11 protein-coding genes are annotated in these 12197 nt (G+C 72.9%); 4 read left to right on the forward strand and 7 right to left on the reverse strand.

Annotated features, from left to right (window positions below; genetic code table 11):
• Nucleotides 1–70: 70 nt before the first annotated feature.
• From ABZY44_RS20880 to ABZY44_RS20905, 6 genes are all read right to left on the reverse strand, one after another.
• A complete protein-coding gene (locus ABZY44_RS20880; protein ID WP_356655895.1) occupies nt 71–1507 on the reverse strand; it encodes a hypothetical protein in 1437 nt (478 codons plus the stop codon).
• Nucleotides 1504–2430 (reverse strand): hypothetical protein, encoded by a 927-nt coding sequence (locus tag ABZY44_RS20885; protein WP_356655897.1) that lies wholly within the window; start codon nt 2428–2430, stop codon nt 1504–1506. Before ABZY44_RS20885 ends, ABZY44_RS20880 begins: the two co-directional genes overlap by 4 nt.
• 202 nt (nt 2431–2632) lie before the next feature.
• Complete coding sequence (locus ABZY44_RS20890; RefSeq protein ID WP_356655898.1) at nt 2633–2863, reverse strand: hypothetical protein; 231 nt, start codon at nt 2861–2863, stop codon at nt 2633–2635.
• A gap of 175 nt (nt 2864–3038) precedes the next feature.
• Complete coding sequence (locus ABZY44_RS20895; protein WP_356655900.1) at nt 3039–3335, reverse strand: hypothetical protein; 297 nt, start codon at nt 3333–3335, stop codon at nt 3039–3041.
• A gap of 203 nt (nt 3336–3538) precedes the next feature.
• Nucleotides 3539–5143, reverse strand: a complete 1605-nt coding sequence (locus tag ABZY44_RS20900; protein ID WP_356655902.1) for an MFS transporter — start codon at nt 5141–5143, stop codon at nt 3539–3541.
• Between the two features lie 12 nt (nt 5144–5155).
• Complete coding sequence (locus ABZY44_RS20905) at nt 5156–5842, reverse strand: NAD(P)H-dependent oxidoreductase (RefSeq protein ID WP_356655904.1); 687 nt, start codon at nt 5840–5842, stop codon at nt 5156–5158.
• 115 nt (nt 5843–5957) lie between these two features.
• Here ABZY44_RS20905 and ABZY44_RS20910 point away from each other — a divergent pair, with 115 nt between their 5' ends.
• From ABZY44_RS20910 to ABZY44_RS20925, 4 genes are all read left to right on the forward strand, one after another.
• Nucleotides 5958–6650 (forward strand): TetR/AcrR family transcriptional regulator C-terminal domain-containing protein, encoded by a 693-nt coding sequence (locus ABZY44_RS20910; protein ID WP_356655906.1) that lies wholly within the window; start codon nt 5958–5960, stop codon nt 6648–6650.
• Between the two features lie 101 nt (nt 6651–6751).
• Nucleotides 6752–7975: a serine hydrolase domain-containing protein gene (locus ABZY44_RS20915; protein WP_356655908.1), complete on the forward strand. Its 1224-nt coding sequence runs from the start codon at nt 6752–6754 to the stop codon at nt 7973–7975.
• A 145-nt stretch (nt 7976–8120) separates the two neighbouring features.
• A complete protein-coding gene (locus ABZY44_RS20920; RefSeq protein WP_356655910.1) occupies nt 8121–8639 on the forward strand; it encodes a SigE family RNA polymerase sigma factor in 519 nt (172 codons plus the stop codon).
• A 305-nt stretch (nt 8640–8944) separates the two neighbouring features.
• A complete protein-coding gene (locus tag ABZY44_RS20925; RefSeq protein ID WP_356655912.1) occupies nt 8945–10243 on the forward strand; it encodes a hypothetical protein in 1299 nt (432 codons plus the stop codon).
• Nucleotides 10244–10333: 90 nt separating this feature from the next.
• Here the strand turns inward: ABZY44_RS20925 and ABZY44_RS20930 are convergent, their stop codons facing one another.
• Nucleotides 10334–12091, reverse strand: coding sequence for a bifunctional 3'-5' exonuclease/DNA polymerase (locus ABZY44_RS20930; protein WP_356655914.1), 1758 nt, complete (start codon nt 12089–12091; stop codon nt 10334–10336).
• Nucleotides 12092–12197: the final 106 nt, after the last annotated feature.

Raw genomic sequence — 12197 nt, forward strand, 5'->3', positions numbered from 1 at the left:
CGCTCGACAGGCCGACCAGCTCCGCACCAGGTCGGCGTGGGGCCTCCGTCGCGGGAGTGCCCGCGTCCCTTCACCAGTTGGGGTCGAGAACCAGCGGGGCTTCGGACGCCATCCAGGCGTCGAACTCCTCCGGTGTCATGAAGACGGGCCGGCCAGCCTCCGCAGCGGTCAGCGTCGCCAGCCCGGACAGCATGGCCGCCGGATCGGTGCCTGCGAGTCGTCCCCGTACGTCCTTCAACCCGGGCAGCACAACGGCCGACGCGCGCGACGCCGGGACCAGGGCGGCCGCCGCCGAGCCCAGCAGCCCCGAGGTCAGGGATGCCGTGAGCAGCTCCCGCTCCAGCAGCTGCGCGCCCGGCCCGCCGGTGCCGCGGACCGCCACCAAGGCGGCCTGCAGGCCCTGCGCGATCAGTGTGCCCGCTGCCTGGCCCACCAGACCGCCCACCAGCGCCCCGACCACCGGCACCGGGATCACCGTCTGGGCCACCGCCCCGCAGGCCCAGCCCAGGCCGGTCCGCAGGGTGGCCTCCGCGCTGCGGGCCGCGAACTCGCCCGCGTCGATTTGCCCGCGCGCCAGCGCCACACCTGCCTCCGCCACCGCGTACGCGGCACCCGCCGTCGCGAACGCCAGGTCCACGCCGCCCAGCACTGCGGGCAGACGCCCGGCCCGCGACGCTGTACGGATTACCGAGCCCAGCCCCGCGACGGCCCCGGACCGCGCCGCAGCCTGGGCCGCCGACGCGGCTGCTGTGAGGGCTGCAGACGCGGCCGAGGTCTCGCCCGCCCGCACCCGGGCCAGCTGTCCGGCGGCGGACACGGCCCCGGCGACCAGCGCGCCGACCGCCGCCGCCGTTCCCGCTGCTGCCGCCGCCTCCCGGCCGGCCGCCCGTACCGCCTCACCGCGCGCCCAGCGCATCGGGTCGAGGGCCGAGCGGTGCGCGTCGGCCAGGGCGATCGGCTCGGAGGTGACGTTCCCGTACTCCAGCCGATCCTTCAGATACGCATGGGCGTCGGCATAGTCGGCGAACCGTACTCCCTCGGGAGACATGGTGAGTCGGCGCTCCAGCAGACTGTTCACGGCGGCGACCCGGTCGCCCGCCACCAGCCGCGCCATCCCCTCGTAGTGCGGCTGGGCCACCTGGTGCGCGGTCTTCGGGACGCTGTCCATCAACTTGGCCTGCGCTTGGCCCACGAGTCGGCCCCGGTCGACGAGCCAAAGGTCGGCCGAGGCGGTCTGCGAGCCGCCTTCGGCCCACTCCGTGACCACAGCCCGGACCGACGCGCCGGCCCGGATCGCGTTCTGATTGAAGGAGAGCGCGTGCTGTACCTCGAAGAGGTGCCCCGCACGCTGGGCGTTGCCGATGTTGACGTACCGGCGCACCAGCCGCTCCACCGTCTCCCGGGTGCGCAACGTCTCGACGGTGGCCTCGGCCAGCCGTCGGGTGGCGGCGTCCGCGACCGTCCAGGCGGCCTGGTCGGCGGCGCCGGGCAGGATGGTACGGCTCATGCGGCACAGGCCAGTTCGGCAAGGTGGGCCCGGGCGTCCGCAATGACGCGGCCGGACAGTTCGCTGACCCGGCCGTCATCTCCGGCCGGCGGGGCTCCCATGACCGTCACAGTCCTGCAGGCGAGATCGAAGATCTCCTTGACCTGGGCTCGCTGCCGCGTGTCGTACGCGCCATAGTCGTCGTGGTCGGCGGCCAGTGCCGCGAAGGCCGGTATCCGCTCCTCCATGGCCACGCAGAGGTCCTTGAGTACGAGGCGGATCTCCCGGCTGCGCTGGAACACCTCGGACAGGGTCCGGCGGGCCTCCACCAGTGCGGACTCCGCCTCTCCCAGCTCCTCGGCCACCTTCTCCTGGTCTTCGCGGACCGAACGGCCCTGCCATTCAAGGAGGATGCCGCCCACGACGAGCGCGGGGACGGCGACAACCGCTGCCAGGACCATCGTCCCGGCGGCGACTCCACCACCGCCCGCTGCCAGTGAACCGCCGCCCAACCAGGCCAGGGTGGCGCTACTCGCGGCGGCCCCGGAAAGCCCGGAGATAGCTGTGCCGGTGGACGCGGTGGCGAAGGCGCCGACGGCCAGGTAGGTGGCCGTGCCGATGCCCGCTCCGGCGGCTCCGCCCCCGATGAGCGACCCGACCGCGGACACCGCGAGTCGCTGCATCTCCTGCAGTTCGACATCGGCCGTGGTGTGCCCGGCCGGGTCCACCGGGGCGAGTTTGGCCAGATCTACCCGCTTGAGCCGCGCGAAAGCGTCCCCGAAGGGGACGAGGGCCCGCTCGTACGTGGCCTGCCGCTGCTCCTCCTGCGCCGCACCCTCCTGGACGACGTGCCGGTCGAGCTTCCTGCGGCGGGCAATCAGCTTCTCATTGCGCTGTTCGTTCCTTCGCGCGAGCAGGACGGCTCGGTACATGGCTACGGCCACGCGGCATTCCCTCCCCTGGGCAGTCGCACTGACTGGACGTCAGGCTATTGCCGATCGGGTGCTCGCCGGGACATGTCCGTGTGATCCGTGGGTTCTGCTGGCGCGCACCGGCCAGGGCTTGGAACCCCTTGCGTGACCGGTGCGTGCCCGGAGTGTCTTGGCCGGCGGTGCGTGCGGCGTGTGTGACGGTCGGGGTCTCGGGCTATTCGGGGCGGGTGTGCTTCCTCGTGAGGTGGGCGCGGTAGGACCAGCGGGCCAGGGCGCCGACGGCCAGGGCGGTGATGATCGCACCCCAGTCGATGACGTGGGGCAGGCCGGGGAAGAAGGCGAGGAAGGCGAGGGTCGCCGCAGCGCCAGCGAGGAACGCGCCGATGCCGGCGCGTCGGAGTGCGGCGTCCCAGGCGGGGTCTTCGGGCGTGTGCTCGGGGCTCATGTGCGGCTCACTTCGTGATGTGGTGGCACTGGCTGGCCCGCTGGACACCGTTGACGTGGATCTGCGCGCACGCCTTGCCGTAGCGGGGGAGTTTCTGGGGTGCGTTGTCCCTCAGGGGGTTGATCTTGCATTCGGTGTGGGTCTTGCCGCGGGAGATGCGGTAGATCTTGTTGTTCTAGTCCGCGTAGGTGAAGTCGATGCACCAGTTGCAGAACCCGGCGTTGAGGCTTCCGACGAAACCGCAGTCGACGCCCGCGTTCTGGTAGGTGATGTTCTTGCCCTCGCCGCGGATGATGTGGGTGAACATGCAGCCGGTGGGGATCTTCATGGTCACGCCGCCGACCTGGTAGTCGAAGGTGGCCACGGGTGTGGAGCCGATGGCGCCGGCGTGCGTCTCGGCGGGGGGTAAGACGGCCAGTGCGGCGGCCGTGGCGACGGTGGCAAGGGTGCGGGTGATGAGGAGCTTGCGCATCAGTGGTCCTTTCTGGCGGTGGGGGTCCGCACAGGGGAACTTCTGACGGTCGCTCAGGTTCCTGCCCCGAGGGCGGGTGCACTACGAAGAGTGATCAGCGAATTGTCATGCTGACTGCCCGTAACCATCGACTGGATGCTGTGGTGAGGTCGCTCGGGTTCGTGACAGCGGCCGCGGTCCTCTCGCCGACCCGCGTGCAGGGTTCAGTGGCCGGGCGTACGTGGCGTTGCGGTGGGGTGGCGGTGGGGGAGGAGGCCGGCGGGGAGGAGGGAGAGGGCCAGGAGGGCGGCTGCGAGGGCGTACGTGGTGCGGAAGCCGGTGGGGGTGAGGCCCGTCGCGCCCAGGGTGACCGAGATCAGGGCCGTGCCGATCGAGGCCCAGATCTGGGAGTTGATGCTCAGGATGGTGCTGGCCGCGGTCATGCGGTGCTGCGGGAGGCCGCGGCTCGCCGTCGTCATCGTGGGGAGCAGGACCATGCCCGTGCCGATGCCCATCACGACGGACGCGGCGACGACCCGCCAGGCCGCGACGTGGGGCGAGCCGACTTCGAGCGCCGTCAGGGCCATGCCGAGGGCCCCCAGCGCGATGCCGGTCCGGATCAGCCGGCTCGGTGAGACCTTGTCGACGCGGCGCGAGGCGATCTGCATGGTGAGGCCGACCGCGAGCCCGACCGGTGCGCCCAGCAGGCCCGCCGCCGTCGCGCTCAGGCCGCGCGTCTGCTGCCAGTACATCGGGGCGAGCAGCATCGAGCCGAAGTAGCCGCAGGTGAACAGTGCGAGCGTGCCGATTCCGACACCGAAGGTGCGCTCGCGCAGCAGCCGCAGGTCGAGCAGCGGCTCACGGGTCGTCAGGGCGCGTCTGGTGAAGGCGGCGACGAGTGCGAGGCCGGTGAGGGTGGGCAGGAGGGCGCCGGGTGCGGTGAGCGAGCCGCGTTCCGCGCCCCTCGCCAGTCCGAAGAGAAGGAGGGCGAGGCCGGGCGAGAGCATCAGCAGGCCCGGGACGTCCAGCCTGGGAGCGGCCGGAGCGGCCGGAGCGGCCGGAGCGGCCGGAGCGGCCGGAGGGGCCGGAGGGGCCGTGGTGACAGGGGTGGCCGGAGTCGCGGGGGTGTTGCCGCGGGGGTCGTCCGGCTGGAGGAGCTTCGCGGCGAGGGCCAGTGCCGCCGCGCCGACGGGCAGGTTGACGAGGAAGATCCACTGCCATGACACGGCGTCGATCAGCCAGCCGCCCAGTACCGGTCCGAGGGCCGGCCCGACGACGATGGGCAGGCCGAGCAGCGCCATCACCCGCCCGAGCCGGGCCGGGTCCGCGGCGCGCATCACCATGGCCATGCCGACGGGCATCAACAGGCCTCCGCCGAGGCCCTGTACGGCGCGGAAGGCGATCAGGCTCCCCGCGTCCCAGGCGCACGCGGCGAGCAGGGAGCCGAGGGTGAAGAGGGCGAGGGCGGTGAGGTAGGTGCGCTTGGCCCCGAGCCGGCCCATCGCCCATGCCGCGGTCGGGATGACGGCGGCGAGCGCGAGCGTGTAGGCGCTGGCGGCCCATTGGATCGTCTCGAGAGAGGAGTGGAAGGCCTCGGAGAGGCGGTGCAGGGCGACGTTGACGATGGTGATGTCGAGGACCGACATGACCGAGCCGACGATCACGACCGCCGCGGTGCGGTGGAGTTGACCGGACGTGCGGATCGTCCGGGAGGGGCTGGGCTCGGTCGTGGGCGTGGGCGTGGGCGTGGGCGTGGTCGTGGTCGGAGGGGCGGGGTGAGCTGGCTCCGGGGGCGGTTCCGCTCCGGAGGGGGCCTGTGTCGTACTCATCTGCGCGTCCCCTCAGCCCTGGTACGGGAGGGTCGCGCGGGCGGTGCGCAAGGCCCGCCCCCACCAAGCCAGTTGGCCGACCATGCCCTTGACCGCGCCCTCGGCCACGGCGGTGTCGCGCGGGGCGCCGTCCTCGCCGAGGCCCGACCAGGGGCCGTGCAGGCTGACGGAGTCGCGCACGGTCATGGCGTGGAGCTCGGCGAAGACCAGCCGGAGCTGTTCGACCGCGCGGAGGCCGCCGCCGAGGCCGCCGTACGAGACGAAGCCGACCGGCTTGGCGTGCCACTGGGCGTGGTGCCAGTCGATGAGGTTCTTCAGGGCTGCCGGGAAGCTGTGGTTGTACTCGGGGGTGACGACCACGAAGGCGTCGGCGGCCGCGAGGCGCGGGGTCACGTCCGCGAGGGCGATGGCGGCCCGCGCGCTCGGCGTGCCGCCCCAGCCGGGCATGGCCAGCGGAAGATCGATGTCGGCGAGGTCGATGACGTCCAGGTCCAGGCCGCCGTGGGCCCGGGCGGTGCGGAGGAACCAGTCGGTGACGGCGGGGCCCTGGCGACCCTCGCGGACACTGCCGACGATGACGGCGACGCGCAGCGGCGCGGGTGCGTCCTCGGGGGCGCCGGCCGCCGCCGGGGCGGCCGGGCTGGTGGGGGCGGCCGGGCTGGTGGAGGTGGCAGAGCTGGCGGAGTCGGGCGCGGGCATGGTGGTGGTGTCCCCCTCGGTCGGGGCGACCGCTCGGTGCGGCTGCTCCTCCCGTAAACTACAACGAGCGTTGTAAAAAATGCAACGGTCGTTGTACTTCACGTGCGGAGGCGAAGTGAGCACCGGTAGCAGCAGTACCGGCAGTACCGGCAGTACCGGCGGCGCCGGCAGTGCCAAGAAGCAGGAGAAGCAGATCGCCATCGCGAGCGCGTCCTGCGCGCTCTTCGGCCGCGAGGGCTATGCCCGCGCGTCGGTCGACGCGCTCGCCGCCGCGGCCGGCGTCTCGACCCGCACGCTCTACAACCACTTCCCGGGCGGCAAGGCGATGCTCTTCGCCACCGTCGTCACCTGGACGTCCACGCGCGTGCGCGAAGCGCAGGTCGCCATGATCGACGCCGTACTGGATCCGGAACGCCCGCCCCGACCCGCCGACCTGGAGCGCGACCTGGTCGCCCTGGCCCACGCCTTCATCGGGCTCATGGCCGATTACCCGGACCACTTCGCGCTCGTCCGCCACATCCACGCCGAGGCCGACCACGTGCCGCCCGAGGTGCTGGAGGCCTGGACGAACGCCGGCCCGGGCCCGGTGGGGCGCGCCCTGGCCGACGCGATGGAGGGCCTGGCCGCCGCCGGGCTGCTCGACGTACACGGCGACGCGGCGCTGGTGTGCACGCATTTCATGGCGCTGACCTCGCAGCCCATCCTGCAGCTCACCCACTACGGCGTCCTCCCGATCCCGCAGCCCCAGGTGGACCGCCTGGTCACAGGGGGTGTGGCCGCGTTCCTCCGGGCCTACCGCGCGGCCTGAGTGGATGCCTCAGTGGTCTGCCCGTCCCCCCGTCCGGGCGTCCCCTCCGCCCCCGCTCGTCTCCTGTCGCCCGGGGTCGGGGCCGGGGTTACGTTGGACGGATGAGGCAGACCCGGTGGCGCAGGGCGGCTGTGGGAGCGGCCGCCGTGGGGCTCCTGATGGTGCCCGTGGGGGCAGGTGTCGGGTACGCGGTGGACGCGCCGGCGCCACCGTCGGCGAGCAGTTCGGCCGGCTCGACCGACTCCGAGGATTTTCCGCAGCTCACTCCCGCCGTGGCCCGGCAGCTGGACGAAGCCGTCCGGAAGGTGAGGGACGAGGCAAAGGTGCCCGGGGTGCAGGTGGCCCTGTCGGCGCCGGGCAAGGGGGCGTACGTACGGGCCTTCGGCGTGGCCGACAAGGCCACGGGCCGGCCCATGACGGACCACCTCTTCATGCGGATCGGCAGTGAGACCAAGACCTTCACCGTGACCGCGCTGCTGGAGCTGGTCGACGAGGGGAAGGTCGGGCTGGACGATCCCATCGGCACGTACGTCCCCGGGGTCCCGAACGGCGACCGGATCACCTTGCGCGAGCTCGCCGGGATGCGCAGCGGGCTGTTCAACTACTCCGCCGACGAGGACTTCTTCAAGGCGCTGACCAGCGATCCCCAGCGGGAGTTCACCCCGCAGGAGCTGCTGGGGTACTCCTTCAAGCACCCGGTGCTCTTCGCGCCCAACGCGCAGTTCAACTACTGCAACACCAACCTGATCCTGCTCGGGCTCGTGGTGGAGAAGGTCAGTGGCCAGAGGCTCGCCGACTTCATCACCAAGGAGGTCGTCGGACCCGCGGGGCTGAAGCACACCCTCTTCCCCGTCGGCGCCGAGTTCCCGAAGCCGCACGCTCAGGGCTACACGAACCAGACGGCCTCCGGGAAGACCGAGGACTCCGCCGGCTGGAACCCCTCCTGGGGCTGGGCCGCCGGGGCGATGATCTCCGACCTCACGGACCTGCGGAAGTGGGCCAAGGTGGTGGCCACGGGCGAGCTGCTGACCCCCGCCACCCAGGCGGAGCGGCTCAAGGTCAGTCCGGCCCTGCCGGGCACCGGGTACGGCCTGGGCATCTTCAAGGTCAACGGGTGGATCGGGCACAACGGCTCGCTCCCCGGCTACCAGTCGCTGACCCTGTACGACCCGCGGACACAGGCCACCCTGGTCGTCCTGCTCAACACCGACATCTCCGCCGAAGGCCAGGAGCCGAGCACGCTGTTCGGCGAGGCGATCACCAAGATCGTCACCCCGGAGCACGTCTACACACTGCCCGCCCAGCCCGCCGCCGGAAAGAGCTGATCCCCCCGGCCGGGCGGCCGCCGGCGTCGTGCCGGGGGTCGGGGGCCGGGAGGAGGGCGGAAGCCCGGGGCCTGCTGAAGAGGGGTTGCAACATTACGGGGGCGCCGCCGCGTCGATGGAGTGAGGCGGGCGCGAGGGGGAGTGGATGCGGCAGGGTTCCAGAGACGGGTTCCGGGAGTTCGCAGAGGGCAGATCGGCGCATTTGTACCGGTCCGCCTGTCTGCTGGCGAGCGGTGACACCCATCTCGCGGAGGATCTCGTCCAGGAGACCCTCGGGCGGATGTACCTGCTCTGGGGCCGGATCAACCGCATAGACAATCCCGCCGCCTACGCCCAAACCGTGCTGGTGCGTGCCTTCCTGACGCACCAGCGCCGCCGGTCCACGGGGGAGCGTCCGGTCGGGGAGTTCCCCGAATCGGGCGCGCCGGTGGCGGCCGGCGCCGGCGATCCGGTGCTGCGGCTGACGTTGTTGCAGGCGCTGGGTGCGCTGGCGCCGAAGGACCGGGCGGTCCTGGTGCTGCGGTACTGGGAGGACCGCAGCGTCGAAGAGACCGCCGACGCGATGAACGTCAGCTCGGCGGCCGTCCGGACCCGCTCCTCGCGGGCCCTGGTCAGACTGCGGGAACGGTTGGGCGGCTCGCTCGCGGATTTCGCGCCGCGCTGAGCCGCCCGGTTGCCCCTCCGGCCGGCTGCCCGGCTTCCCCTCCTCGGCCGCCCAGTTTTCCCTCCGTCCCTCCGTCCCTCCGCCCAGCTGCCCTGTCCGCCCGGTCGCCGAGTGTCCGGGGTGTCGAGCCGCCGGACTACGGGGCAGCCGTCCCCCTCCCCCCGCCCCATCGGTCCTCGTTTCGCTCTTCGTTCTTCGTTCTTCGCTCGCTCGCTCGCTCGCCCCGGTCGTACCGGAGCGTCGGTGCTTCCGGTGGTCCCGATTCCTCACTCCATGACACCTCTGCACGGAAGGCTTGATTCCGCATGCCCTTTGAAGACGAGCTCGGCGCAGCCCTCAGGCGTGTGGGGGACGGTTTCACGGCGGACGGGCGCGACCTCGTCGGCGCCGGTGAACGGCGTGGGCGGCGGCTGGTGGCCCGCCGCCGGGCCGCCGTCGTCGGCGGATCGACCCTCGCCCTGGCGGTGATCGGCACGGCCGGCGCCTACACGGGCGGGCTGTTCGGCTCGGGCGGTTCCGACGGTCCCCCGAACGTCGCCACCGCCCCGTCACCGAGCTCGGCGCCCGCGTCCGGCCCGTCGGCGCCCGCGAAGTCGGGATCCGGCGAGGGGGAAGACGAGGCGGCGAAGAAGCTCGCCGGCAGCGGGGCCGTCACCGCCGACCAGCTGATCAGCGTGTTCAAGCAGCTGCTGCCGGGCGGCTCGGTCACCGATGCGACGGCCCGGGGCACGGCCGAGCTGACCGGACCGATGGTGAACGGGGTCTTCGACGACGGCAAGGGCAAGGGTTCCCTCGGCGTCGGCCTCTCGCGCGTGGACCCGAAGGGCCGGACGGTCGCCGACATGGTGAAGTGCCCGTCCAAGGCCGTTCTCGATTACGACAGCTGCTCCTCCGAGAAGCTCGAGGACGGTTCGACGCTGATGCTCTTCCAGGGCTACGAGTACCCCGACCGCCGGGTGGACACGAAGAGATGGCGCGCCACGCTGGCCACCCCGCAGGGGTACCTGGTCGACGTGCAGGAGTTCAACGCGGCCGCCGAGAAGGGCAAGCCCGTCACCCGGAGCACGCCTCCGCTGACGCTCGCGCAGCTGAAGACCTTCGCGACCTCCCCGCTGTGGCTGCCGGCCCTGGCGGACCTGCCGGCCGCGCCGGCGGAGCCGGTGGCACCCGCCGCGCCCGGGCCGAAGGCGGCCGACGCGCTGGAGCAGCTGCTGAGCGGGTACGGGATCCCGGTCGCGGGCAAGGAGGAGTTCGACGCGGAGCTCGCCTACCTCGTCCTCGACGACGGCAAGGGCCAGTCGCTGGCCTCCCTCCAGATCCAGCCCGACAGCAAGAACCGGCCCGGGATGTGGGCGGAGCTGTTCGCGGGGGCCGAGATACTGCCGGACGGGACGAAGATCGTGAGTCATCAGCGGCGCGGGGAGGCCGCGGGCGCGGACTGGTGGAGCGTGGAAGTGCTCCGCAAGAACGGCACCCGGGTGATCGTGTCGGCGTACAACACCAAGACGCTGAAGGGGGCCCCGACCCGGCAGGATCCGGCGCTCACGATGCAGCGGCTGAGGGAGATCGCGACGAGCCCGAAGTGGACCGAGTTCGGTTACTGACAGCCCAGTCCGGTCACTGGCAACCGAGTTCGGTTACTGACAGCGGGCGGGGCGGGGCGGGGCGGCCGGCCCGGGGTCCGGTCGGCCGCGTCACTTCGCGTCCGCGTAGCACTCGACGACCGCCGTCGAGAACGGGAAGCGGACCGGCGTCTCCCCGAAAGTGATCCGGCCCGCCAGGTCGCCCGCGGCACGGATCGCGGCGACCACCGCCTCCGCCTCCTCCTGCGGGCAGTGGACGATGACCTCGTCGTGCTGGAAGAAGACGAGCTCGGCCCGCATCCCGGCCGCCGCGATGGACTGGCGCAGGGCCGCGAGCAGCAGCAGCGCCCAGTCCGCGGCGCTGCCCTGCACCACGAAGTTGCGGGTGAAGCGGCCCCGCGCCCGCGCGTCGGTCGAGGCGTAGCTCGGGACCCAGCCGTCGGGGGCCTCCTCCGCGTCCGCGGCCACGGCCGGCGGCGGGCAGGTCCGGCCCAGCCAGGTCCGTACGAGACGGCCCTCCTCGCCCGCCTTCGCGGCGTCGTCCACGTACGCCACGGCCCGGGGGAACCGGCGGCGGAGCGCGGCCAGGTTCTTCAGGCCGTCCCCGGAGGTCTGTCCGTACACCGCGCCGAGCACGGCGATCTTCGCCTTCTCGCGGTCGCCGGAGAAACCCTGGCGGGAGACGGAGGCGTACAGGTCCTCGGGGCGGCCGGCCACCTCCATGAAGGCTGGGTCGCGGGAGATCGCGGCGAGCACCCGGGGCTCCATCTGGTCGGCGTCGGCCACGACGAGCCGCCAGCCCGGGTCGGCGACCACGGCCCGGCGGATCACCTTGGGGATCTGCAGGGCGCCGCCACCGTTGGTGACCCAGCGGCCGGTGAAGGTGCCGCCCGGGATGAACTCGGGGCGGAAGCGGCCGTCGTGGACCCAGTCCTTGAGCCACCCCCAGCCGTGGGCGGTGTAGATCCGGTACAGCTTCTTGAACTCGAGGAGCGGCGCCACCGCCGGATGGTCGAGCTCCTGGATCTCCCATCGGCGGGTCGACTTCAGCTTGATGCCGGCCTCCGCGAACGCCTTGACGACATCGGCCGGCAGCTCGGGCCGGACGCGCCGGCCGAATGCGGCGGAGACGGCGTCGGCGAGCTCGGCGAGCCGCCGGGGCTGGCCGCCGCCCGCGTACCGCTCGCCGAGGAGCTCGGTGAGCAGCGCCCGGTGGACGTCGGCCCGCCAGGGCAGGCCCGCGCGGTTCATCTCGGCGGCCACGAGGAACGCGGCCGACTCCGAGGCGACGAGCAGCCGCATGCGGGCGGGGTGGGCGGTGGCGTCGGCGCGTCTCGCCTGGTCGGCGTGGATGGCGATGAGCGCGTCGAGGGGGACGGGGGCGGGCTGGGGGTCGAAGAGGGAGTTCTGCGTGCCGGGCTCCGCCGCGCGCTGCGGGGGGTCGGGCGGTACGGGGGCGTTCGTCAGGCGGGCCCAGGCGGCGGCCGCCGAACGGGGTTCGCCGAGGCGGCCCTCGTGGGCGAGGAGGAGCAGCTCGGCGTCCTCGATGTCGTGGCAGCGGTCCACGCGGGCGCCGGCGGCGAGCAGGCGGGGGTAGACGGCGGCGGTGGACCGCCAGACCCAGCGGGTGCCGGCGGGGGCGGCGCGGATGGCGTCGGCGGGGTCGGTGACGGTGACGGTGACGGTGTTCCGGGGTGGCGGGGCTTCGGCGGGGCCGGGTGCGGTGGGGTGGGGGCCGTGCGCGGTGTCGTTCGCGGCTTCGCCCGATGGGCCGTGCGCGGTGCCGCTCGCGGGGGCGTCGAGGGGGGCGGCGTGCCAGCGGCCGTCGGCGTCTTCCGCGAGGGCCCACCGGGGGATGTGCTCGCTCATGGGTGCGAGTGTCCCACCGGGGTCTGACAGGGGTGGGGGGTGGCGCGCGGGTGGCGCTGCCGTGCCCTGCGGGGCCGTCCCCTACCCGCCCTTCGACCGTTCCCCG

The sequence above is a fragment of the Streptomyces sp. NPDC006544 genome, from assembly GCF_040611715.1.
Taxonomy (GTDB): domain Bacteria; phylum Actinomycetota; class Actinomycetes; order Streptomycetales; family Streptomycetaceae; genus Streptomyces.

Coding starts and splice junctions, on each gene's coding strand:
- ABZY44_RS20880 (WP_356655895.1), bottom strand. CDS start 1,507: ATGAGCCGTACCATCCTGCCCGGCGCCGCCGACCAGGCCGCCTGGACG.
- ABZY44_RS20920 (WP_356655910.1), top strand. CDS start 8,121: ATGCGGCAGGGTTCCAGAGACGGGTTCCGGGAGTTCGCAGAGGGCAGA.
- ABZY44_RS20890 (WP_356655898.1), bottom strand. CDS start 2,863: ATGAGCCCCGAGCACACGCCCGAAGACCCCGCCTGGGACGCCGCACTC.
- ABZY44_RS20915 (WP_356655908.1), top strand. CDS start 6,752: ATGAGGCAGACCCGGTGGCGCAGGGCGGCTGTGGGAGCGGCCGCCGTG.
- ABZY44_RS20930 (WP_356655914.1), bottom strand. CDS start 12,091: ATGAGCGAGCACATCCCCCGGTGGGCCCTCGCGGAAGACGCCGACGGC.
- ABZY44_RS20925 (WP_356655912.1), top strand. CDS start 8,945: ATGCCCTTTGAAGACGAGCTCGGCGCAGCCCTCAGGCGTGTGGGGGAC.
- ABZY44_RS20895 (WP_356655900.1), bottom strand. CDS start 3,335: ATGCGCAAGCTCCTCATCACCCGCACCCTTGCCACCGTCGCCACGGCC.
- ABZY44_RS20905 (WP_356655904.1), bottom strand. CDS start 5,842: ATGCCCGCGCCCGACTCCGCCAGCTCTGCCACCTCCACCAGCCCGGCC.
- ABZY44_RS20900 (WP_356655902.1), bottom strand. CDS start 5,143: ATGAGTACGACACAGGCCCCCTCCGGAGCGGAACCGCCCCCGGAGCCA.